The sequence below is a fragment of the Mucilaginibacter dorajii genome, assembly GCF_024808255.1.
GTDB lineage: Bacteria > Bacteroidota > Bacteroidia > Sphingobacteriales > Sphingobacteriaceae > Mucilaginibacter > Mucilaginibacter dorajii.
The window spans coordinates 411,170-433,568 of the sequence record NZ_JANTYS010000002.1 but is presented as its reverse complement, the minus strand read 5'-3'; the positions used below and the strand labels follow the sequence as shown (position 1 = coordinate 433,568).

Genomic DNA, 22,399 nt, shown 5'->3' with positions numbered 1-22,399 from the left:
TTTAATTATGCAAGCAATTAAACCTTTTCATTAATTTTTTGTCATTAAATGTATGTTTTACAGTAATCTGTAAATGTGGGTTATTTACTATAATTTTGGTTTTGTTATTTAATTCTTATCAAATCGTGAAGCGGTTCTTTCTTTTTTTTATCCCTGTAATTGCCTGCTTAACATCATGCGATGTTGTACAATACGTAACTGTACCGGTTAACTACGGCCCTAAAACGGGTTTTAGTTTGGATACTTCAACCATTGTAGTGGTTAACAAGTTTAACGCCGACACCTTATCCAAGGTTAAAGATCCAAGACGGGTAAATGTTTTGAAAAAGATGGGTGTTACCGCTTTGACCACGGCGGCTAATCAGTTAAAATTTTTGCCAAGGGTGGGTATCATTAACCTGGTCGACTCGGTAACTTATCTGCCAAATGACGATTCTGTTAAGTTTTTAGCAAAAAAGTATAAGGCAAATTATGTATTGGTGTTAAATGATGTAAGCGCTGGTGTTTACACCGAAACCAGTTATAACCAGGGCATGGCCTATACATACTATGCCACCAAGGTTAAAACCCGTTTTGCCTTGTATGAAAGCAATGGTATTTATTCGAAAAAACTAAATGGTATGGCCGAGGTGCCGCAGGATGAGGCGTATAACGGCGGTTTTTCTTCCCTGTTTTACCGGCCTACGTACCGCAGCAGCATACCCGCGTTAAGCAGGGCCACAGCAGATGCTACCCTGGATGCTTTTAAAGATTATTTGCCTTACTCGATAACCAATGACCGCCCGCTTTATGGAGGGGGTGATATGTTAGAATCAAGCGTGGCCCACATAAAGGCAGGTAAATTTGATTTGGCCTTCAATATCCTGAACCCATTAATTGATGGACCTGATAAAAAATTAGCCAGTAAAGCTGCCTATAACCTGGCTGTAGTGTATGAGGCCCAGGGCGATATTGAAGAAGCCCTTAAAACCGCCAAGATATCAAACGATAAAAACCGCAACGATTTTGCCAACGCGCTGATTGTTGATTTGATGAAAGAATAAGGGTAGATGTGCAGATGCGCGGATTTTAGATGTGCAGATGAAAGAATTATTTGAGGATTTGGAAATTTGAAGATTTGAAAATGATTTTTTCTGAACCACGATTCGTTGGATTAAAGGATTGCCAGGATTTGAAAAAAGGGACAAATACGATAATTTAGATTGCAATTAAGCAGATCGTTTTTTAATTCTGTTAATTTATCAATTCTGAAAATTCTGATTCAGACAATAAAAATCCTGTAAATCTCTTAATCCCATAAATCGTGGTTCAGACAAAAAATCTGCACATTTAAAGCCTTTTCTCCAATATTTCGTAATCAAAACCTCCCCTTGAAAATGCCTGTCCTGTATTGGTAAAGCCCGATTTTTGGTAAAAACCAAGTGCTGATACCCGGGCATTGCACCAGATGCGTTTGCCTCCGTTTATAACGGTAAACCGGGTAATATAATCAAGTAATTGCCGGCCAATTCCCAAGCCTTGTACCGATTCATCTATCGCGAATTTGCGAAACTGAAAATCATCACCACGTTGAAAAAGGGAAACCACACCCACAATATAATTGTCTTTGAAGGCGGCAAAATGGAGACCGTCATAATCTTCATCCATTCCCATTTCACGCACCGTTTGTGCCGGGTAAAGCACCTGTTGCCGCAGCTTCCAGGTAAGTTCGGGACGGATTTGTTCGATACTAATCATAGGTTAAAAACTGAAGGGCCAAAGGTAAAAGGTTTTTTGAGGGCCGAAAAGTTTTTATCGTGATGTAGCTACTTTACAAACTCGCCCCAATTTACCACCGACCATCCTAAACTCTCTATAGGGTCTACCATCGGCAATAAAACAGGGGTAATAGGCTTCACAACCGGCATAAATACAGGTGTAATCCTTTCTAAAGGAATAGGGGTTATTGGTCCGCCGGTGGCGCCTTTTATCCATGCAACGGCATTACCAACTTTATCGCGAAAAAAGCCGTTGTGAAATCTTCCTAAGTATTTACCATCGTTGCTAAAGGAGATAACTTTTTGATTGTCAATAAAGGCTATCGCATCTCTGCCGGTGCTATCATAAATAATATCCCCGTTTATCCATGCTACTAAAACCCCGGCGTTATTGTAAATCGCATTTACATTGTCATCATTTATAGCCAGCGGTACGTTTACCTCGTTAAAAACAGGGGAATGATGTATTGGCTTAGCATTACCTATACCATAGGTGGCTGTTAAAACAAAAATCAGGAAAAGTTTGCGCATTGTTTTAGGTTTTATTGGTTAGACGTCTGTTTTTAAAATGGTTTAATGCGCAATTGCTAAAATATTGGTATTAACTACAATGGAATATTTCCGTGCTTTTTCCTTGGGTTATTCACTACTTTATTTTCCAGCATTTCAAAGGCATGAATAAGTTTGATGCGGGTTTCGGCGGGTTCAATCACCTCGTCAATAAAGCCTCGTTCCGCGGCCCGGTAAGGGTTGGCAAAGGTATCTGAGTATAATTGCTCTTTTTCTTTCCACTTGGCTTCCTTGTCTTCGGCCGTGCTGATCTCGCGTTTAAAAATGATCTCGGCTGCTCCTTTGGCACCCATCACCGCAATTTCTGCCGATGGCCATGCATAATTCATATCGGCACCAATGTGTTTGGAGTTCATTACATCATAGGCGCCACCATAGGCTTTACGGGTAATTACGGTAACGCGTGGTACGGTAGCCTCACAAAACGCATAGAGTAGTTTTGCACCGTTAGTGATAATGGCATTCCATTCCTGATCCGTGCCAGGCAAAAAACCAGGGACATCTTCAAAAACCAGCAGTGGGATATTAAAGCTATCGCAAAAGCGGACGAACCTTGCTGCTTTGGTAGAACTGTTGATATCCAACACGCCGGCAAGGAACGCGGGCTGGTTAGCCACTATCCCAATGCTGCGACCGGCAAGCCTGGCAAAGCCCACAACAATGTTTTCGGCGAAATCTTTATGTACTTCCAGGAAGGAACCCACATCAATTACATGATCAATAACCTCGCGGATATCGTAAGGTGTTGAAGAGATCTCCGGAAGTATGGTATTGAGTTCGGAACGGAGTTCGTTCTGTACATCATAAGGTAGTGCCGGTGCCCTGTCTTCGCAATTTTGCGGCATGTAGCTTAACAGGGCTTTGATGTTTTGTATCGCGGCTATTTCATTGGCGCAGGCAAAATGCGTAACGCCCGATTTGGTGGCATGGGTGTTTGCCCCGCCCAGTTCTTCGGATGTTACCACTTCATGTGTAACCGTTTTTACCACGTTTGGCCCGGTTACAAACATGTAGGAGGTATGCTCAACCATTAAAATAAAATCGGTAATGGCAGGCGAATACACAGCGCCACCCGCGCAGGGGCCCATAATGGCCGAAATTTGTGGCACTACACCGGATGCCATCGTATTGCGGTAAAAAATATCGGCATAACCGCCCAAGGAAACCACCCCTTCCTGGATGCGTGCACCACCAGAATCATTTAAACCCACCACCGGAGCGCCATTTTTGATGGCCAAATCCATGATCTTGCAGATCTTTTCGGCATGGGTTTCAGACAATGATCCACCGAATACGGTAAAATCCTGCGAAAAGACATACACTAACCTACCATTTATTGTTCCATAACCGGTTACAACACCATCGCCGGGATATTTTTCTTTCTCCATACCAAAATCGGTTGACCGGTGGGCTACCAGCATTCCAATTTCCTGGAACGAGCCATCATCCAATAAAAAATGGAGCCTTTCCCGTGCTGTTAATTTGCCTTTTTTATGCTGACTTTCAATACGTACCGTGCCGCCGCCTTCAAATGCCTTTTGGCGTTTTTGCCTTAATACTCCAAGCTTTTTATCCACAATTCAGGTTGTTTGTAACTTGTTAAAAATAGTAATTAAATTGTAAGATAGCTGCAAAACTGCTGGCGACCGCTTTAAAAGACGGTTTTTTGATTATATTTGTATCAATGAAGTCGAGGAATTTTAAAACGCTGATAGTAGCAATGTTTATGGGGGTCTTTATGATAAAGATGGCCATATCACTTGCGCCCGCGTTTTTAGTGCTCGATAGCAAGGCCGTAAGGGCAGTTATTCTGCAATTGGAGCAGGAAACAAAATCTGAAAAAGATATGCCTGATAAGGATACTTTTAAGGAAAAAAAGGTTTTTGACGAGTATTATTTTCACAGCATAGAGTTTATAACTTTCATTACCGAAAGTAAAGTACTCCATAACCAGGAACATAGCTTACTCATACAGCTTTACCACCCGGTAGTCCCTACACCGCCGCCCAACGTTTAAATGATTAACCGGATATCTCCTTATCCGGGCTGTAACGCTTTACAATTCATTTAAATTTTCATTCAAATACATTTCTTATGTCAATTAAGCAAGGTGGATTTGCCGTGGGCGATCTTAACCTAAAAAAATATTTTTTACCCAAAAACTTAAAAAGAGACCTTCCAGCCAGCCTTGTGGTATTCCTTGTGGCATTGCCTTTATGTCTTGGTATAGCCCTGGCATCCGGCGCGCCCCTTTTTGCAGGTGTGCTAACAGGTATTATTGGCGGCATAGTGGTAGGCTCATTAAGTGGATCGCAGCTGAGTGTGGCTGGTCCCGCGGCTGGTTTAACCGTTATCGTATTAAATGCAATAACCACCCTCGGCACGTACGAAACATTTCTGATGGCGCTGGTATTGGCCGGCGTTTTCCAGGTATTGCTGGGGATCTTAAAGGCGGGCACTATAGCCAATTATTTTCCGTCATCTGTTATTGAAGGGATGCTTGCGGCTATAGGTATCATTTTGATCATGAAACAATTTCCGCATGCTGTTGGCTACGATGCCGATTTTGAGGGAGATGAAGGCTTTAGCCAGGCAGATGATCATAACAGCTTCTCGGGTATTTTGGGTGCTTTAAATAAGATAAACTACGGGGCAATCATCATTAGCGGGGTTTCGTTATTGCTGATGATCTACTGGCCAAAATTTAAAAAAATGGCTATGGTGCCTGCCCCTTTACTGGTAGTGATTGCCGGTGTGGTTTTAAGTACTGTATTTAAAGGGACTGGCTTAGCTTTGCTTGATAAGCAGTTTGTGCATATCCCAATTGTAAATAGCAGCAGCGAATTTTTTGGCCTGTTTAAATCGGCCAATTTTAGTACCATAGGCAATAAACAAGTTTGGATCACTGCCTTTACCATTGCGATTGTAGCCAGTTTGGAAACCTTGCTAAGTTTGGAAGCAGTTGATAAGATAGACCCTATCAAACGCGTATCGCCCACAAACCGCGAACTGGTAGCCCAGGGAATTGGTAACATTACCAGCGGATTTTTAGGCGGTTTACCCATGACGGCTGTTATTGTTCGCTCATCGGCAAACGTAAATGCAGGCGCCCGTACCAAATCGAGCGCGGTGATTCACGGGTTGCTTTTGCTGATATCGTTGTTATTTATACCGGTGTTGATCAATCTTATCCCACTATCGTGTTTGGCGGCCATCCTGCTCATGACCGGTTATAAGCTGGCCCGTATAGGTCTGTTTAAACATATGTGGCACCAGGGCTTAAGCCAGTTTATCCCCTTTGTGGTAACCATAGTTGCAGTTGTACTAACCGACCTCTTGATTGGAGTAGGCATTGGCATGCTGGTGGGTATCTTCTATATCTTACGCACCAATTTACGCAACCCATACTTTTACCAAATAGTGAAAAATGGCGATAAAAAAGTGATCAACATTAAGCTGGCCGAAGAGGTTTCCTTTTTAAATAAGGCTGCTATACAGGTTACATTAACCAGTTTGCCAAGCGGTACTGATGTGGTGATAGATGGCTCAAACTCGCGTTACATTGATCCGGATGTGTTGGAGATCATCCACAATTACAAGCATAATGCCTATACCAAAGGCATCATTGTGCAATTATTAAACATAAAGGATAAGTACGATGTACCCCCTTTAAAAGAATTAATTTATAATCCTAACTAAGAAAAAAATCATGGCACTAATAGAAAATAAAAAAAGCGAAAAACCGGTAATTGATACCACTAACATAAAATTGGTTCAAAACGATAGCTACAAAGCGTTGATTAAAGGTAATGCAGAATGGGTTGAAAAAAAGCTAAGTGAAGACAGCGACTTTTTCAAAAACCTGGCTAAAGGTCAGCAGCCACAGGTATTGTGGATAGGTTGCTCAGACAGCCGTGTACCCGCAAATGAGGTTACCGGCACCAAAGCAGGCGAGGTGTTTGTACACCGTAACATTGCCAATGTGTGTGTGCACTCGGATATGAATATGCTGAGCGTGCTTGACTATGCGGTGAATGTGCTCAAAGTAAAACACGTGATAGTTGCCGGTCACTATGGTTGTGGCGGTGTAGCTGCGGCTATGAGCAATAAACAGTTCGGGCTGATTGATAACTGGCTGCGCCATATTAAAGACGTATATCGCCTGCACAGTCATGAGCTTGATCGTATTACAGACGAAACCCAAAAAATAAACCGTCTTGTTGAATTGAACGTGAGTGAGCAGGTTTATAATCTGTGCAAAACATCCATCATCCAAAATGCCTGGATGGAACGTCACGATCTGGAAGTACATGGCTGGGTGATTGATTTAGGTACTGGCCTGGTGAAGGATATCAAAGTAAGCAGCAGCAGCCCGCATAATTTGGGCTATGTATATGAACTTAATAGTGTTGAGGCCGTGGCTTCGCACTAAAAATCTTGTTTGTTTAATCTGGTTCGATCCCGGTTCATGAAAGTGGCCGGGATTTTTTTGCCACAGCCTCACCCAACCCTCTCCAAAGGAGAGGGCTTTAAAAATCATGATTGAAAATGATTTTTAAACATGCAAATCAAAAGTCCTCTCCTTTGGAGAGGATTTAGGTGAGGCTGTTTTATTAGGCAGGCTATTTCACAACACCATAAATTTATTCTATTTTTAAGCGTTGTTTATCAGCAACTTTTACCATGCTAAGGCAATCAAAAGAGGATCGCACACTTCAACAGAATTTATTGCTGGCGTCATCAACAGCTTTTGTATCTGGCGTAACCAATGTTGCCGGGATGGTTGCCTTTTTAGCTTTTACCTCCAATATCACGGGGCATGTGGCCAATCTGGCCAAACATATTGTGGAACAAAATTTTAGGGAGATCATTGTATTTGTGATTTGGCTGCTACTATTTTTTGTTGGAGCATTCATTTCAAACTTTATTGTACGCTCGTTTGAGCATAAAAGCCGTTATCGCGCACATTCTATCCCCATTATCATCGAGATCATATTACTATTATTCGTAGCCATATACGGGCATAATTTTTACCGGGAAACAGATCTTGAACGGGAAGTAGTGATTGGGGTGATCATATTTTCGATGGGTTTGCAAAATAGCCTGGTATCAACCATATCGGGAGGTTTGATCAAATCTACACATTTAACCGGCCTGTTTACCGATTTAGGCGGCGATGTATCTGAGTGGCTGCATCCCAATGTTGAGCGCACAATAACTATCCGCAATAAGATATTTGTTCGGCTTACCGTACTATCGTTCTATTTTATAGGGGCAATAGCCGGCGGGTTTTTATTTAACCTGTATGATTTTGCAATTTTCTATTTCATTCCACTAATTTTGCTTACGATATTGTACTATGATCTGTCGCCCGTGGCCCTGTATAAAATATCGCGTTTATTTAGGACTGATAAAAGCAGATCGACATAAAAACATCTTTCTAACAGATAAAACATAAAAAACTATGTGCGCAAAAAAGTTATTACACGATACCAGTCACATTACTTACGAAAGCCTTTTAGAAGGCAATGAACAGTTTATTGCCGATGCATTAGCAGAAGACCCGAAATATTTTGAAAAACTGGCCAACGGCCAAACCCCGCCGGTGCTTTGGATAGGCTGCGCCGATAGTCGCGTACCTGCAAACCAGATTACCAACACTGCCCCGGGCGAAATATTTGTACACCGTAACATTGCCAACATGGTTGTGCACTCGGATATGAACATGCTATCGGTACTGGATTATGCTGTAAACGTATTGAAAGTAAAGCACGTAATAGTAACCGGTCATTACGGTTGCGGTGGCGTAATTGCTGCTATGAGTAACCGCGAATTTGGCTTAATTGATAACTGGCTGCGCCACATTAAAGACGTTTACCGTTTACACTCGGCCGAACTGGAAGCCATTGAAGACCACGACGCACGCGCGAGCCGTCTTGTTGAATTAAACGTGGTAGAAAATGTTTATAACCTATGCAAAACCACTATAGTACAAAGCGCCTGGAAACATGGCCAGGAACTATCTGTACACGGCTGGGTATACAGCTTAGCCACCGGCAAAATAAACGACATGAAAGTTAGCACCAGCAACAACACCAAGCTGGGCGACGTGTTTAAATTTGAGTAGTCTATAGAGTCAAGAATCAAGAGTCAAGAATCAAGACGGGAAAAAAGTTAGAGTCAAGAACCAAGAGAACCGCAATAAAAAGGGCCGGAAATTTGAATTTCCGGCCCTTTGCGTATCAAGGAGGACAAAAGTCTTAACTCTTGATTCTTGACTCTTGATTCTTTTTTAAATCTCTTTAGCCAAAAACGGGTACCTGTAATCCTTTGGCGGATCAAAAGTTTCCTTGATGGTGCGGGGTGATACCCAGCGTAACAGGTTTATCATCGAGCCGGCTTTATCATTTGTGCCTGAGCCTCTTGCACCGCCAAATGGCTGCTGACCCACTACAGCCCCTGTCGGCTTATCGTTGATATAGAAGTTACCTGCCGCATTGCGTAAACGCTCGGTAGCTTTGGCAATGGAGTAACGGTCTTGTGATATGATAGAGCCTGTTAGCGCGTAGATAGATGTTTTATCTACAATGTTAAGCACTTCATCAAATTGATCGTCCTCGTACACGTAAATGGTCAATACGGGGCCAAAAAGCTCCTCGCACATGGTTACGTAATAAGGGTCATCTACCTTAAGCACAGTTGGCTCTACAAACCAGCCTTTACTTTTGTCATAGCTGCCACCGGCAACAATCTCAACACCTTCGTCGGTCTTGGCTGCGTCGATGTATTTAGCCAGTTTATCAAAAGATACTTCGGTGATTACGGCGTTCACAAAGTTTTCAAAATCCTCAACCGGACCTATTTTGAACGAGGTGATATCGCGTTGCATATTGGCTTTTACAGCCGGCCATAACGACGCCGGGATGTAGGCCCTTGAAGCTGCAGAACATTTTTGCCCCTGGTATTCGAAAGCGCCGCGTACAAGTGCTGTGCTAACTACGTCAGCATCAGCGCTTGGATGGGCAAGTACAAAGTCTTTACCACCGGTTTCGCCTACAATGCGTGGGTAGGTTTTGTACTTATGTATGTTAGTACCAATGGTTTGCCAAATATTCTGGAAAACTTTGGTTGATCCTGTAAAGTGGATACCCGCGAAATCGGGGTGGTTGAAAATTACCTCGCCAGCCACAGGGCCATCAACATAAATAAGGTTGATAACACCATTTGGTACACCGGCTTCCTTGAAAATTTTCATAATCACGTTAGCGGCATATATCTGAGGATAAGCAGGTTTCCAAACCACAACGTTGCCCATCATAGCTGCAGATGCAGGTAGGTTACCGGCAATAGCGGTAAAGTTGAAAGGCGTTAAAGCAAACACGAAGCCTTCCAAGGGGCGCTGCTCCAGGCGGTTCCAAACACCTTTGCCAGATACGGGTGGCTGCTGCTTGTAAATTTCGGTCATGTATTCTACGTTAAAGCGTAGAAAGTCAATTAGTTCACAGGCGGAATCAATCTCGGCCTGGTAAGCGTTTTTGGATTGGCCAAGCATGGTGGCGGCGTTGATAACGGCGCGGTACGGACCTGCAATCAGTTCGGCGGCTTTCAAGAAAATGGCTGCACGTTGCTCCCAGGGCAGGTTTTCCCAGTCGGCTTTGGCGGCAAGGGCTGCGTTGATGGCGGCGGTAACATGGCTGGCATCACCTTCGCTGAAGGTGGCCAACAGGTGTTGATGATCATGTGGCGGGCGGATTTCCAGCTTGGTGCCGGTTCTAACTTCCTGGCCACCAATGTACATGGGGATGTCTAACTGTTGTGCGCGGGCCTCGTCTAAAGCGGCTTTAAGCGCGGCTCGTTCCACACTCCGGGGTCCATAGTTTAAAACCGGCTCGTTTACGGGAGCCGGGACATTAAAAAATCCTTTAAGCATAATGGGTCGTCAATTAAATTGGCGCAAAGATACGGATTTTGGATAGGATGGGCGATGGATGGATTGTCAAATTGTTGATGAAAAATCGCCCTTAAATGCCGTCCCTTTTGAACACCTTCCCAACAACCAAACTCATCCTTACGGATCCCTTTCAACTACTTATAATACACCATCGCATCACCAAATTCACACCAGGCTCAACCGCACTAAAATATTTAATAAAACAAGCCAATGAAAAATTCTTCAGTGGTGTAATTCTCTAAACTTACATTATTTATTGAAAATTCAGTATGTTTGGAATTATTAAAAATATAATTAAATTAGCGACATAATTGTAAATTCAAAAAATCACAAAAAATACACCTTATCATGAACAAACCAGAACTTGCAAAATTTAAAGGTTACGTTGCCGCCAACCTGGTAGCGTTCGCGCTCATTGGGCTAAGTAAACTCATCATGGCGGACCCCAACGTATTTATATACGCCGAGTTTGTGATCATACCCATGCTGATGGGCGTTGTATATACCTGGTTTATGCGCAAGTACGTTATCAGCACCCGCGCGCTGGCCTGGGCATCATGCGTTAACTGCTTTATTGCCATTGTACTTAGCGCGGCTTTTTTGCGCGAGGGTATTATTTGTTTGTTCATCGTATCGCCGCTCTTGCTGTGCTTTGTTCTACTGGGTGGTTTACTGGGTAGGTATATCTTCAGGCGCAACAATAATACACTTAACGTAAGCCTGGTATCGCTGATGCTGCTGGCCTTCGTGGCCGATTCCCTATCCGGCCACCACTATGAAAACGAGGTAACCGACACCATTACCATCAACGCGCCGCCGGCCGAGGTGTGGAAACACGTGGTGGCCTATAGACGTAATACCTCGCCAAGCAAATACTGGCTGTTTAAAGCCGGCATGCCCAGCCCGGTGGAGTCGACCGCCGAGGGGTATTACCTCGGGGCTAAGCGCAAATGTATTTTCAGCAATGGCTACGTCTTCGACGAAAAGATAGTGACCTACGATGAGAACAAGAACCTCACTTTCGATATCACCCACCAGCCGCTCGATCCGGAAATTATGGGCCATATCGATATTCTGCGCGGGCAGTTTTTATTAAAGGATAACGGCAATAATACCACCACCCTTATTGGCAACAGCTGGTACCGCCTGTACGTGTTCCCGGTTTGGTATTATGACATATGGGCACAAAGCATTACCCGCAACGTACACCTTCGGGTAATGGAGCACATCAAACAGCTCAGCGAAACCAAATAACATGTTTTCATTCACCGTCAAATACTTTGGCTTTTTAAAGTTTGTGCCCGGGCTGGCCATCGTATTTGATGCCTGGTTAAAGATCCATACCCTTATTACCAAACCCATACTGCTCGACTGGATTGACCTCATTGAAACCCGCATGCTCAGCCTGCCCAATACCACCACCCACAACCACAAATACGGCGGTCTGCAGTTCGACCGGTACCAAACCGAGATCGGGCACATCCACAGCAACGGCCTGCTGGATATGCTGCTCACCCGCAAAATAAAAGCTAATCTGATGCAGCAAGGCCGCATCCTTGATCATCACTCCTTCAAAAATACCGGCTGGATCAGTTTTTACATCCGTACCGAAGGTGATGTACAATATGCGCTGGAGTTGTTGCAATTGGGGTATGAGAGGATAGGGGAGCGGGAATAATATCACATGATGAATAAAATGTATTTTATCGCCGGGCTAACCAAAAACAAAACAATAATGAAACGACTGGTATATATCATCTTCAATGTCATCTGTCAGTTTATCATCTGTTGGTTATTAGTTTTGTTAAACGCCTACTATAACGATCTCGTCATTCCCCAAAGGTTGGCACGATCAGCTGAAGGGTCCGGAATAAAAATGCTTATCGCGGTGATTGAAGGTGTATCGCTTGTGTTAGCTGTTTACCTGAATAACCGGATGACGTTGAGTGATGACGGAGATAAAAAGAGCCGGGTAAGTATGGCAAACAAAACCTGTAAGGTGCAATTGATCATTACCGTGTGTTTTATAGTAGCGGTAATTTTAAATTGATGGATCAAATAAAATAACCCAGCGTCCGAATGTCTCCTACTTCGGGCAACTATGGTTTTTGCTCATTGCTAAACCTTTGCTAAAAATTATAGGTTGGTATAAAACCGATTTAGCAAATAAAAGTCATCATGGTAATGCCTGCGGCCCCGAATCGGACGACAATGCTTTTAGGTACGATAACCCTTGCATTTTTTAACCCACATCAATGCTTATTCATTTTCTGTTTTTCAATTTTGTAGCATGAAAACAGAAACATTAGCGAGTTTACGCAGAACGGATGTCGCGGAAAACTCTACCAACAATGTCTACAAACTGAAAATTGCTATTGCTGGTATTTCTATAAGCTTGTTTATGATGAACCTCGACACAAGTATTGTGAGCGTAGGATTACCAACAATGATTAAAAGCTTTAAAACAACTTTTGCCTCGGCACAGTGGTTTGTGCTGTCTTACTTGCTTGTGCTTACCGCCTTAATTACGATTGCCGGGCGGCTTGGCGACATTGTTGGTAAAAAGAAATTATACCTCACCGGTATTGCAATATTTACAACGGCATCCTTGCTTTGCGGTGTATCCAATAGTGCAGCCTTATTTATCTTATTTCGTGGGTTACAAGGTTTGGGGGCAGCCTTAATATTGGCCCTAAGTATGGCCATTGCAACCGAGCTCACACCTAAAAAACAGCTGGGCAAAATAATGGGTGTTTTATCAACAATAACAGCGCTGGGTATTGCAAGCGGGCCAACCGTTGGTGGCATATTGCTTTCAACTTTTGGGTGGCAATCTATGTTTTTGGTAAACATCCCTTTTGGAATAATGGCGTACGGCTTGGGCTACAAATATATAACGAACTCCACTATTAAGAAAAGTATACCCGTTGATTGGGTTGGGATAATTTTATTAGCGGTAACCTTATCGGCTTACTGCTTTGGTATGACGATGATTGAAAAAAGCGGCTTTGGCAATCCCATTGTTTTAATGTTATTAGCAGTTACTGTTATTGGCTTATTTGCGTTTGTTCAGTTAGAGAAAAGAATAGCGCATCCATTAATAAATGTTGCTATTTTTAAAAACAGGCTTATCAGCAAAAACCTGGTTACTACGGTGCTTGTATATACTGTAATTATTACAACCGTAATATTACCGCCGTTTTATCTTTCAAAGGCGGCTCATTATAGCCTTGTACAAGTTGGGCTAATTATGTCCTTCGGTCCTTTATTAACTGTTGCACTTAGTATTTATGCCGGCAAAATTGCAGATAGGTACGGTGCAAAAAATGTGATGTTTTACGCAGTACTTACCATAGCAATTGGGTGCTTTTGCATGAGTACAATTACCCCGGCCGAAAATATTGGGGGTTATCTTTGGCGGATTGGAATTATTGCGCTGGGGCTGAATTTTTTTAAAACCCCTAACAACACCCTTGTAATGGAAGTAGCGCAAGCAGACCAACGCGGGCTATTAAGCGGCGTTTTGTCGCTGTCGCGGATCTTAGGGCAAATAACCGGAACAACAGTTATGGGCGTTATCTTCGCTGTTTTGTCGGGAGTGTCGGGTATTTCAAAAATCAGCGGTTCGCCGCGGGCAATAACCTATGGCTTTGATAAGGTATTTTTGATAGATACATTTATAGCAGCGTTTGCAGCATTGTTAATCTACCCTAAGTTTATTAAGCCAAATGCATAATTTTAATAAGTAATAAATTCGATAGAATATTTATGAAAGAAACATTAGCTAAATACATCCAAAGAAAAGTTAAAATGAGCGATGAAGATTTGCAGTTAATTCTTTCGTATTTTAAACCCCGTACCGTTAAAAAGAAAGAAATTTTATTGCATGAAGGCGGTTTGTCAAATAGGATGTATTTTGTTGTTAAAGGTTGCCTGCGCATCTATTTTATAAAGGACGTTGGCACAGAAGTTACCCGAAGGATCATATTTGAAAATGATTCATCATCATCGATGGTGTCTTTTATTACCGAAAATGGTTCAAAGGAATATATTGAAGCCGTAATGGACTCTGAATTGTTATATATGGATAGAAAGGATTTTTACCACCTGGTAGAAACCTTGCCTGTATGGGAGAAATTTTATCGCCATCAGCTGGAATACGCCTACGTAATAAACACCAATAGGTTAATGAGTTTTATCACCAACGATGCCACAGAACGCTATTTGTTATTGCTTAAAGAGAATCCCGAAATAATAAAACGTTTACCCAACAGGTTGGTAGCTAATTATTTGAATATTACACAAGAAGGATTAAGCAGGTTGAAATCAAAACTATAGAATGCTCTGCCAAGAATGAAAAGTAAAGCAATTGACCAGAGGGTGAACTAAAAAGGCAAACAAATGATGGGGCGATGGCTAACCCAGGCTTTACCTCATACTTGTCACAAAATGATAAGTGGGCCGGCGCTAAGGCTGCCGCACTTGCACCAAAAGGGGACTTGCCAGACGGGCCGATCACTCTGAGCCTGTCGAAGCGCACGCGTGGAGGCCCCCCTTGCCCGCGTGCTTCGACAGGCTCAGCATGATCCTCCTTTTATTTTATCTATATGATTTCCTCTCTCATCCTCAGCAAATTTTACTACCCGTCATAACACCCTTTTACGGCCTCCCGGCATCCAAATCACTGATCTTGCCATCCCTGATCTCAAAACGCATCAATACCCCAATCTTACCGGCCTCATCAGATTCAAGGGTGGCATAAATGCTTTTTCCTTCATTTTCAATCTTGTGAATTTCGGTAAAAACAGACTTAGCCGTTCCAAAGAAAAAATGATCCGAAAAGTTCATGATGTCACCCTTTTCGCCGTTATGGCTAAAAGTGGTTTCTGCCGATACCAGGTTAATAAATCCTTTTCTGTCGCGGCTGTTCCAGGCGGTAAACGCGGCCCGTACTACTTCATTTTCTATCGCTGTAATTTCCATCGTTTACCACACTTTATAAACCTGCCCTGTTTGTCCGCCAAGCACACTTTTGATATAGGCCTGGGTAACGCTGGTCATGGTAACCGGCGTATGCCCCGGGAAAAACGGAAAATAAGCGGGCGATTCTTCCACTACGCCGGGTGCCACCGCGTTGATGCGCGCGCCGTTATCTAATTCTAAAGCCGCGCCGCGCACAAAACCATTTATCGCGCCGTTCATGGAGCTTAGGTTGGCCCCCAAAACAATAGGGTCTTCGGCTAAGGAGCCAGACGTTAAGGTAAACGAACCTTTAGGGTTAATATAATGCTGACCAATGAGCACCAGGTTAACCTGCCCCATCAGTTTGCTGTTTACCCCAATCCTGAATTGCTCGTCTTTCATAGTGGCTAAGGGGCCAAAATGGCCATCGCCGCTTACACAAACCAGGGCATCAAATTTGCCGGCCTGGGCGTAGCAGTTTTCAATAGATACTGCCGAGGCAATGTTTACCTGCAGGTCGCCGCTTTTTGAGCCGGCTGTTATCACCTCATGGTCTTGTTTTAAGGCCCTGGTTACGTGTTTTCCAATGGTGCCTGTGGCACCGATAATGATTATTTTCATCGCTTTTTTTTGACAATGTTAAGCCATTACTTTACTTTTGTCAAGTAATGGCACAAATGTCAAGTAATGACAGATTTGTCACTAATGCTGAACGTCAATATGTTGGAAGAGAAAATAATTGAAAAAAATATCGCGGTTATTTGCGATTGCCCCATCACGGCCGCTATTGGCATTGTTGGCGGTAAATGGAAACCCGTTATCATCTGGATATTGATAGATGGCTCCAGGCGCTTTGGCGAATTGCATAAAACCATACCCGGTATCGCCCTCAAAGTATTATCCAGGCATTTAAAAGAATTGGAGGCCGACGGTATTATCACCCGAAAAGTTTACGCTGAAGTACCACCAAGGGTAGAATATGCCCTAACCGAAAAAGGCCGCTCGCTTAACGACGTAATGCAGCTATTTGCCGACTGGGGCCGGAAGAACATCATCAACGCGTAGCGGGGGATTTGCGCATTGCAGGGTGTTGGCATTATGGATGTTTAGAGGTTTTTTAATTCCACCGCTGTGCGAAGTCTCCGACTTCGCAATATTATGCTTATAGTCTCTGACTATAGGATCGCTGTTAAATTTGTATCGTTTTAATTGAAAATAGGAACAGGGTAGTCAGAGACTACTTGCATACATAAATCGAAGTCTCCGACTTCGATCAGCGAGGGGATTTTAAAAAAGATGAGGGATGTTCGATTCCTTCTTTTGCCGCATAGCGGCTACCCATTTGTAGAAAAAAACAAACCCAGCACCTTTTGCGCCGTAGGTGCTACCCACAATTTGCAAATCTGTAAAAGCGAAGAGAGGTAGCCGCTATGCGGCAAAAGAAAGTTGGCGGGATCGTTAGGCTACAAATAGGTAGCCGCTATGCGGCAAGGATTTTGCTAAACCGGTTTTAAGATCATCGCATTTCCTTATAGATTGACAGAAGTTATTACCCGCTGCCCGAATGCCTCCGAACCGAGCGACCATTTTTTTAGTTTGCAACCAATGTGCATAGTAAGTTTTGAATTTTGAATTTTTCACGGAGTGTTTGATTTTTTATGGCGTTCAAGATAGCTACGCTGTTTTTCACAATTGATTAATTCTTTATGGTGTTCAAGATAGCTATGCGGTTTTTCCTTTTGAATTAAAAAGGGCAATGCCTGCGGCCCGTGCTATTCGCTACTACACAGGCCTTAAGCGCAGGCCGATATCCGCTGCTATCACTATTGCGGGGGATTGGGGTAACAAAAACATCTTTAGCGCAGGTCTTGTATTTGGGGAGGCGAGCGATGACTGACCTGTGCTTTAACCTCATACCTGTCAAAAAATCACAAGTGAGCCACCGCTAAGGCAGCCGCACAACGCTTGCGCTAAAAGGGGGTAAGAATATGGCCAATTTATGATCAGCGGCAATAAGGAAAACTGATATGTTAAGTATTCGAGGAGGTTGTTGGTGACAACACCAACAACGGGCTAAAATTGAGAGCCAATCGGCACTAATAAATAATTTACCAAAACATTCCGGGACCGTCCCAACCTTGTCTAATTAATTGATCATAAGTCCTTATTTGGTAGTTGTTTGATTTCGCTTTGCTATTATAATACAATAGTCTTTTCCTTTCTTTTTCAGAAAGATTAGCCCACCTACCAATTATAATTAGGTTGGAGATGTAGCAGTTTTCAAATCCTCCAAAAGCATTCCAACCCTTATCGATTTTAGAGTTTGAATCCATTTTAAAGCTACCGCTTTCATCAATCTCTGGGTGTTTTTTTGCGCGTCTCACCAATTCAAGGCTTGTGTTAATAAACGTTTTTTGATTATGTTGTAACCACTCATTCCAATCATCTATTTGTCCAATTGCACCTTGAAGTTTTTTTGCCGGAGTTAATTTTGAAGTAAAAAGTTTATCAGAAGGTCTTTCTAATTCGATTAAGGTGATTCCACACCCACCTTGACCTATTGTTAATATCGCATAATCTGCAGTAAAAAATGTACAAATGGGGGGCTTGACTAAATAGCCTATATTTCTACCTCCGGATGAGGGAATTGCTCTAAATAAGAAATTAGGATGTTTGTTAAAAAATTTTTGAAAATCCTCCTCCAAGCCATCGTTTGCTATCAAGCCTGCAACTTCTTGAAGTTCTTGCAGATTCGGGCTAACATAATCGAATTGCTTAGAATAAGCAGTATCAAGTATCTCAGGATTAAAAATTTCATCTAATATCTGTTCAATTTCGTTCGAAATCATAATTGAGTTTTTAAAAACTAATTCTTTGTATACGACAGTTCCAAAAAATTTCGATTTTTAAATAAATTTAAAGTGCAATTCTCAATTTAGTTTTTGTTTTGTTACCTTGAAAAAAGAAATTGTAATCGTTTATTGACATTCCCAACATCTCGGAAATTGACTCCATAGTATAGTCTAACTGTTCTGTCAATGCTTTTAATATCAATTTCAAAATTCGTGGATCATCAAGTTCTACATCATTGCTTTCTATACGCCTTTCACCTGCACGACTAATTTCGATCATAAATGTCGTATATCTGGATTGGTTGATCAATCCGAGCGTATGAGCCCTTTTTATCAAAGCCACTTTAGAAACACGCCAATAATTTTTTAAATCAGCTAAATCCCTGAATTTAAGTGCAACTAAATCTCGTTTAATTTCCAAGGCAGGCATTAAGAATTCCGCAGCGAATAAATTAGCCTCCTTTTCTATGTCAGAATATGGGTCAAGATCTGAAGAAAATGGAATATGCATAATGCAATGCCCCAATTCGTGTGCAATGGTGAATCGTTTCCTATCGTTCGGAATATCTGAATTGACAACTATTATCTTTTGGCCTGATTTACAAATTAACGTTGTGCCGTCAAATTTTTCCGGGGCATTTTGTAGAAAATGAATAATAATCCCATTCTTCTCCATTGTTCCGACCATATTGATAATTGGTCCTGGTGGAATATCAGCAACAGCTTTGGATTTTCTTGCAATTAATTCGGCGGTATTCATCCCTTCAACTTTCAACTCCGGAAATTTAAACTCACCAATTTCAACTTCGTTTAACAAATCTTCAAACCATAACCGAATTAAGTCAAAATTTGCTTCTAACTTGGTCAATTCTTTTTTAGGCGTAGAAACACGCTTTCTATAAAAGTACTCAACATTATTTGCTGAGGTTCCCGATTTGTAAAAGAAAGATTCCGGAAAATCTAAAACTGCCGCTAAGTTTCTGATAGTCTCATCTGTAGGCTGCATCATTCCCTTTTCCATTCTTGAATAATTGCCTTGGGATAAATTAGGTATTTTGTCAACTAATTCTCCTTGGGTATATCCTCGTGATTCCCTGGCGATTATTAGCATTTTAAAATTAAGTTCTCTTGGCATTCAAAATTTAATAATTAATTTGTTAGCTGCTAGTTTTGGGATTTTTGATCTTTACTACTAAGTCTGAATCAGATATAACAGGGTCTGGAGTAAATAAGTTTACAATTTTGGTTTTTCCACCCTCGTAATTTTCGCGCAAATCTATCTTCCAATCGATGGCAAAATCTTTAATCGTTACAGCATAAATATCAGAAACATCCTCCCAATTATTCTCCACCACGTATCCAACGTAAATTTTTCTTTTTACGTTATAGTTTGGAAAATCAAATACACCCTGGGCCAATTGTTTTCGTAAAGTTTTAGTGAGTATACCTGATGGTTTACCTTTTTTTGTAAGTTTTTTGAAAACAAATGCGTATCCTTCATTAATGTAAGCAAAGGTATTAATGTTAACTACATGCATTTTATCCGGATATGATTGAAATAATGCGCCTCTAATATTTTCGTTGACCCTAATAGGCTTTGATAAATGTGTAATTTGGTTAGGATGCCTACCGTTTAAGTCCGATAGCATTATCTCCTTACTGTTGTCGATGATAGATACAAAATCGTTTAAAAGCGGTCTGAATTCTTTTTCAAATTCAGCTTCTTCAATTGCGCGTAAATTAACGCGACTTTCGTTGGAAAACTCTTGGTCTCTAAGTACGTTCTCGGCCATAATCTTAATAAAATATAATTTTAAATTGAACTTAGGCCGGGCTCTACTAAAAGCTTGGCTTTAATAATTCAAAACTAATAAATAATTTTTATATATTTATTGTAAATAAAAAATAACATAAAATTGTATTTCAATATGATTATTTTGCCAGAGGGGCGCTTAATTACAATTTTCAATTTGTTTTTATTTTATACAGCATGATAATTTCTTTATGTCCAAATGTAATTTTATATAGCAAGGGTATATTTGGAAGGCGGGATGTAATACTTTTGTAGTTTCCGTGTAAGGGCAGCGAATACCAGCCCGCGCCTAATGCCCCGTGTAGTATAAGCGAATAGCCCAACCCCGATTCTATCAACGGGTTATACCATTTAACCTGTGGTCGGTGTATCACTGCATCACTTCCAGTTGGCCTTACGGAAACCATCGCTGGCGCACGCCTGCGGCGTGTGCCCCACATACAAAGTATACGGTATCCCATATTATTAAATTTACCACCCACCCGCAATAGGGATAGCAGCGGATACCGGCCTCGCGCTTAATGCCTGTAGCCGTATAAGCGGATAGCCCGGGCCGCAGGTATTGCCCTTATTTAAATTCAAAATTCAAAAGTTAAAATTCAAAAAGGTTGGTTGGTACTTAAAGGCGGCTTGTTGGTAGGCAGCGTCAATAATGGCGCAACTAAACTATAATTATTACCAAATACTCCTGCCCCGTCCTTCCCCTAAAAAATAAATTTTGAAAATTATAAACTTGTTGTATGTTTGTACTATATGTATAGTACAATAGTATTTTAGCATGATTAAATTTCGGTTAGATCCTAAAACGGGCACGCCCTTTTACCGGCAGATTATAGACCAGATCACCTTCGGCATTGCCGCCGGGAATTTGAAAACGGGCGAACAGTTACCTACTGTGCGCTCTTTGGCGGTGGATTTAAAGGTAAACCTGAACACTGTTGCCAAGGCCTATAAAGAATTGGAGATTTTGCGGGTTTTAGAAACGCAGCAGGGGACGGGAACTTTTATAAGCGAAATAAAAATTCAAATATCTGAGCACGAAAGAAGCGCCAAATTAAAAGACATCTGTAACGAATTTTCTTCCATCGCCTTTAGCTATGGTTTTTCAACAGACGATATAATTAATCAACTTAAAAAACAATGATATGATAAGTACTAAAAAAATTACCAAGCTGGGCGTTAATCCCATTTCGGGCCTCATTTCTGTTTTGTTAATAGGCGGCTCCGTCGCGCTTTATTATACGGAATGTATTAATGCTTTTGTGCTGGTGGTATTGTTGATTGTTTCTTTGCTGCTGGCCAACGCCATCCATATTGCCGATCAGTGGGAAAGGGCTATTGTTTTACGCATGGGCAAGTATACGGGCCTGCGCGGTCCTGGTATTTTTTTCACCATTCCTATAATTGATAAGGTGGACAATTATATTGATCAGCGGGTTAGGGTTACCGAATTTAAGGCCGAGCAAACGCTCACCAAAGATACCGTGCCCGTAAATGTTGATGCCGTAGTATATTGGACCGTATGGGACGTTGAAAAAGCGGCCCTTGAGGTACAGGATTATGAGGTAGCCATTGCCTATATTTCGCAAACGGGATTAAGGGATGTAATTGGTAAACATGAGCTGGCCGAGTTACTACAGGAACGGGATAAAGTGACCGATTTACTGCAAAGAATGCTGGACGAGCATACCAACCCATGGGGAATAACCTGCCAGAATGTAGGGATTAAAGACATTGTTATTCCGCAATTACTGGCCGACGCCATGAGCAAGGAGGCCCAGGCCGAAAGAGAACGCAGAGCAAGGGTGATCCTGGGGACAGCCGAAACAGAAATTGCCGAAAAATTTGCCAAAGCAAGCGAACAATATGTTAACAACCCCGTAGCCCTGCACCTTAGGGGGATGAATATGTTGTTTGAAGGACTGAAAGAAAAAGGATCGATGGTTATTGTGCCAAGCTCGGCACTGGATTCTATGAACCTGGGCGCTATGGGGGGCTTAATTTCGCTGGCAAAATCAAATGAACAACAGAACGCACAGAAAACTGAAGGCGGAAAGGAAAATTAGATCCCTGGTTTGCGTAGGTTGCAAACCGCGGTATGTGAGTTTGATTTGCAAACCTTGGGACAAAGATTGGAATATTCACAAAGTGTGAAATATTCCTTCCCTTGCCACATAGCGGCTACCCATTTGTAGAAAAAATAAACCCACCATTTTTTGCGCCGTAGGTGCTACCCACAATTTGCAACGTTGTAAAAGCGAAGAGGGGTAGCCGCTATGCGGCAAAATAAATATTGGTGTATCGTTGGGCTACAAATAGGTAGCCGCTATGCGGCAAGGATTTGGATAAAACCGATTTTAAGATCATCACATTAACTTTATGGATTGACAGAAATTATTACCCGCCCCCAGAATGCCTCCGAATCGGACGGCTATTTTTTGATTTTACAACCAACCAGCATCGCAAGTTTTTTGAATTTTGAATTTTTCCTTTT

Annotated in this window: 23 protein-coding genes; 14 read left to right on the top strand and 9 right to left on the bottom strand. The window is 42.0% G+C overall.

Features of this window, described 5'->3' with window-relative positions; all coding sequences use genetic code 11:
- Positions 1–125: 125 nt before the first annotated feature.
- Positions 126–1,043 carry a DUF6340 family protein gene (locus FHS10_RS03840; RefSeq protein WP_259087774.1) on the top strand — a complete coding sequence of 306 codons (918 nt, stop codon included), beginning with the start codon at positions 126–128 and terminating at the stop codon, positions 1,041–1,043.
- A gap of 286 nt (positions 1,044–1,329) precedes the next feature.
- Here FHS10_RS03840 and FHS10_RS03835 read toward each other — a convergent pair whose 3' ends face one another.
- From FHS10_RS03835 to FHS10_RS03825, 3 genes are all read right to left on the bottom strand, one after another.
- Positions 1,330–1,737 (bottom strand): GNAT family N-acetyltransferase, encoded by a 408-nt coding sequence (locus FHS10_RS03835; RefSeq protein ID WP_259087773.1) that lies wholly within the window; start codon positions 1,735–1,737, stop codon positions 1,330–1,332.
- A gap of 68 nt (positions 1,738–1,805) precedes the next feature.
- Positions 1,806–2,288: a 4-fold beta flower protein gene (locus FHS10_RS03830; protein ID WP_259087772.1), complete on the bottom strand. Its 483-nt coding sequence runs from the start codon at positions 2,286–2,288 to the stop codon at positions 1,806–1,808.
- A 74-nt stretch (positions 2,289–2,362) separates the two neighbouring features.
- A complete protein-coding gene (locus tag FHS10_RS03825; protein WP_259087771.1) occupies positions 2,363–3,904 on the bottom strand; it encodes an acyl-CoA carboxylase subunit beta in 1,542 nt (513 codons plus the stop codon).
- A 170-nt stretch (positions 3,905–4,074) separates the two neighbouring features.
- Between FHS10_RS03825 and FHS10_RS03820 the strand changes: the two genes are divergently transcribed.
- The 5 genes from FHS10_RS03820 (at position 4,075) to can (ending at position 8,454) form a co-directional block, all read left to right on the top strand.
- Positions 4,075–4,344: a hypothetical protein gene (locus tag FHS10_RS03820; protein ID WP_259087770.1), complete on the top strand. Its 270-nt coding sequence runs from the start codon at positions 4,075–4,077 to the stop codon at positions 4,342–4,344.
- Positions 4,345–4,421: 77 nt separating this feature from the next.
- Positions 4,422–6,026 carry a SulP family inorganic anion transporter gene (locus FHS10_RS03815; protein ID WP_259087769.1) on the top strand — a complete coding sequence of 535 codons (1,605 nt, stop codon included), beginning with the start codon at positions 4,422–4,424 and terminating at the stop codon, positions 6,024–6,026.
- Positions 6,027–6,036: 10 nt separating this feature from the next.
- Positions 6,037–6,759, top strand: coding sequence for a carbonic anhydrase (locus tag FHS10_RS03810; RefSeq protein ID WP_259087767.1), 723 nt, complete (start codon positions 6,037–6,039; stop codon positions 6,757–6,759).
- A gap of 251 nt (positions 6,760–7,010) precedes the next feature.
- Positions 7,011–7,757 carry a YoaK family protein gene (locus tag FHS10_RS03805; RefSeq protein ID WP_259087765.1) on the top strand — a complete coding sequence of 249 codons (747 nt, stop codon included), beginning with the start codon at positions 7,011–7,013 and terminating at the stop codon, positions 7,755–7,757.
- A gap of 34 nt (positions 7,758–7,791) precedes the next feature.
- Complete coding sequence (can, locus tag FHS10_RS03800) at positions 7,792–8,454, top strand: carbonate dehydratase (RefSeq protein ID WP_259087764.1); 663 nt, start codon at positions 7,792–7,794, stop codon at positions 8,452–8,454.
- 165 nt (positions 8,455–8,619) lie between these two features.
- On the opposite strand, the gene pruA is transcribed toward can, so the two are convergent.
- The gene (pruA, locus tag FHS10_RS03795; RefSeq protein WP_259087759.1) at positions 8,620–10,257 is read right to left on the bottom strand and encodes an L-glutamate gamma-semialdehyde dehydrogenase; all 1,638 of its coding nucleotides are present in this window, start codon (positions 10,255–10,257) and stop codon (positions 8,620–8,622) included.
- 369 nt (positions 10,258–10,626) lie between these two features.
- Here pruA and FHS10_RS03790 point away from each other — a divergent pair, with 369 nt between their 5' ends.
- The 5 genes from FHS10_RS03790 (at position 10,627) to FHS10_RS03770 (ending at position 14,616) form a co-directional block, all read left to right on the top strand.
- Complete coding sequence (locus FHS10_RS03790) at positions 10,627–11,532, top strand: SRPBCC family protein (protein ID WP_259087758.1); 906 nt, start codon at positions 10,627–10,629, stop codon at positions 11,530–11,532.
- Position 11,533: 1 nt separating this feature from the next.
- Positions 11,534–11,956 (top strand): luciferase domain-containing protein, encoded by a 423-nt coding sequence (locus FHS10_RS03785; RefSeq protein WP_259087756.1) that lies wholly within the window; start codon positions 11,534–11,536, stop codon positions 11,954–11,956.
- Between the two features lie 57 nt (positions 11,957–12,013).
- Positions 12,014–12,328 carry a hypothetical protein gene (locus FHS10_RS03780; RefSeq protein ID WP_259087754.1) on the top strand — a complete coding sequence of 105 codons (315 nt, stop codon included), beginning with the start codon at positions 12,014–12,016 and terminating at the stop codon, positions 12,326–12,328.
- A gap of 240 nt (positions 12,329–12,568) precedes the next feature.
- Positions 12,569–14,014 (top strand): MFS transporter, encoded by a 1,446-nt coding sequence (locus tag FHS10_RS03775; protein ID WP_259087752.1) that lies wholly within the window; start codon positions 12,569–12,571, stop codon positions 14,012–14,014.
- A 32-nt stretch (positions 14,015–14,046) separates the two neighbouring features.
- Complete coding sequence (locus FHS10_RS03770) at positions 14,047–14,616, top strand: Crp/Fnr family transcriptional regulator (RefSeq protein WP_259087750.1); 570 nt, start codon at positions 14,047–14,049, stop codon at positions 14,614–14,616.
- 321 nt (positions 14,617–14,937) lie between these two features.
- Here FHS10_RS03770 and FHS10_RS03765 read toward each other — a convergent pair whose 3' ends face one another.
- A complete protein-coding gene (locus FHS10_RS03765) occupies positions 14,938–15,261 on the bottom strand; it encodes a nuclear transport factor 2-like protein (protein ID WP_259087749.1) in 324 nt (107 codons plus the stop codon).
- Positions 15,262–15,264: 3 nt separating this feature from the next.
- Entirely contained in the window at positions 15,265–15,861 is a 597-nt protein-coding gene (locus FHS10_RS03760) for a short chain dehydrogenase (RefSeq protein WP_259087747.1), read from the bottom strand.
- Positions 15,862–15,927: 66 nt separating this feature from the next.
- Here FHS10_RS03760 and FHS10_RS03755 point away from each other — a divergent pair, with 66 nt between their 5' ends.
- Positions 15,928–16,305 carry a winged helix-turn-helix transcriptional regulator gene (locus tag FHS10_RS03755; protein WP_259087745.1) on the top strand — a complete coding sequence of 126 codons (378 nt, stop codon included), beginning with the start codon at positions 15,928–15,930 and terminating at the stop codon, positions 16,303–16,305.
- Positions 16,306–17,348: 1,043 nt separating this feature from the next.
- On the opposite strand, the gene FHS10_RS03750 is transcribed toward FHS10_RS03755, so the two are convergent.
- The 3 genes from FHS10_RS03750 to FHS10_RS03740 form a co-directional block, all read right to left on the bottom strand.
- Complete coding sequence (locus FHS10_RS03750; RefSeq protein WP_259087743.1) at positions 17,349–18,089, bottom strand: Shedu anti-phage system protein SduA domain-containing protein; 741 nt, start codon at positions 18,087–18,089, stop codon at positions 17,349–17,351.
- A 67-nt stretch (positions 18,090–18,156) separates the two neighbouring features.
- Positions 18,157–19,227, bottom strand: coding sequence for an XRE family transcriptional regulator (locus tag FHS10_RS03745; protein ID WP_259087741.1), 1,071 nt, complete (start codon positions 19,225–19,227; stop codon positions 18,157–18,159).
- A 22-nt stretch (positions 19,228–19,249) separates the two neighbouring features.
- Positions 19,250–19,885, bottom strand: a complete 636-nt coding sequence (locus FHS10_RS03740; RefSeq protein ID WP_259087739.1) for a hypothetical protein — start codon at positions 19,883–19,885, stop codon at positions 19,250–19,252.
- 798 nt (positions 19,886–20,683) lie between these two features.
- On the opposite strand from FHS10_RS03740, the gene FHS10_RS03735 reads away from it, so the two are divergent.
- Positions 20,684–21,049, top strand: a complete 366-nt coding sequence (locus FHS10_RS03735) for a GntR family transcriptional regulator (RefSeq protein ID WP_259087737.1) — start codon at positions 20,684–20,686, stop codon at positions 21,047–21,049.
- Position 21,050: 1 nt separating this feature from the next.
- A complete protein-coding gene (locus FHS10_RS03730) occupies positions 21,051–21,971 on the top strand; it encodes a slipin family protein (RefSeq protein ID WP_259087729.1) in 921 nt (306 codons plus the stop codon).
- The last annotated feature ends 428 nt before the right edge of the window (positions 21,972–22,399 follow it).